The organism is Pedobacter sp. 10L46_2, assembly GCF_056395165.1.
This window is the reverse complement of record NZ_JBFTIZ010000517.1, coordinates 1-1,398: the sequence shown is the minus strand read 5'-3', so window position 1 is coordinate 1,398 and position 1,398 is coordinate 1. Positions and strand designations below refer to the sequence as shown.

The window sequence follows — 1,398 nt, the reverse complement described above, 5'->3', positions numbered from 1 at the left end:
GTGCATAGGCTGCCTGTTCATTCAATGAAGAGGTATCTTTGTCTTTAGCCCAGACCATTTGAATGGCAAAGGTTAAACAAAACAAGAGTATAGCAGTTTTTCGGCACATTAGCGGTATTTTATTCATTATTATATCTTTTTGAATCAGTTATTATTTTCTACTTTTTTAAAGGCCACAGGCCTTCCGGATTGAATTTATATCGCCACAAATCTCCATTGGCATCCAAAGCCAACAGATCATTGCCGGCAGTAATTACCTTAATATACATATCCCAGCCTGTACCTATCTTCTTCCGTGTACCAAAAACTCCATCCTCTGTTAGTGGATACTGCCACATATCTCCACTGTTTTCAATGGTAATCAGTGAGTTTTGGTAAGCAAAGATTTGTGCCAAACCAGCCCATCCGCTACCAATTTGTTTGATGTTTCCATAATCAAAGTCGCCATCCCCGTTTAAAGGAAATTTAGTCATGTCACCATTTGCTGCAATACCTAATAGCAACCCTTTGAATGGAACAATTGCAGAGAGTGCGCCCCAGCCCTGACCAACCCCTCTCTGGGCCCCGAATGCCCCGTCCTGGCTAAGAAAATACTGGTTAAGATCGCCTGCCCCACTTCCAAATCTTGCGATCAAGCGGTTACCACCAAAGGAGATAATTTTATCCATTACATTCCAGCCGAAACCGATCGTTTTAGGTGGGAGAGTAAACTGTCCGGTAGCTACATCAGCCTTGTACAACAGAAGATCGCCGGTTACCGGCGCTTTACGTATAAAATCGCCGTTAAAATCTATTAAAAAAGCACCTGCATCAGCGCCCATAGACAGCACTTTCTCACGCGGAACTTCACCTGGGGCATATGAGCCTGTAATCAGGAAATAAGTGGTACTGAGTTCCTTATTTAAAGTCACATTTCCAGGTGCAGAAATGCTTACCGGAAGCAGATAAGACTCAAATGCGTTTAGAAAGCCTTTGGTTTTGATGACCAGATTCTGAACTGCAGTTCCCTGTGCACCTTTGGGAATTATTGCTGTTGCCTGCTGAAGGGCATAACTTCCTTCGGGCAGCAACTGATAGGTGGTATTATTTTTCTGATTATAGTCGGCAACCATTTCGGCCGAAACCTTAAAATTTACTGGTATATCGGTTTGGGCCGCTAACGGACCACCCAGATGGGCCGCATAAGGCACTTGATAGTCCTGATCGGTTATACTAATCCCCATTGCAATTGGATTACTTACTGCCTGTGGCATGTACAGGCGTGCATAGGTATCGGCCTGCGGAATATCCAAATCCACTAAAACATCCTTATTGCAAGCAGTCAGGAATATAAAAGCACTTAAAAGTATTGAGGTTAAATTTATCTTATTCATGGTTTTAAGTTTATGGATCATTACC

At 42.8% G+C, this 1,398-nt stretch carries 1 protein-coding gene; it reads right to left on the bottom strand.

What is annotated here, in order from left to right:
• Window positions 1-158 precede the first annotated feature (158 nt).
• A partial coding sequence (locus tag AC1DDX_RS27405) for a BT_3987 domain-containing protein (protein ID WP_477623033.1) occupies window positions 159-1,398 on the bottom strand: 1,240 nt, incomplete at its 5' end.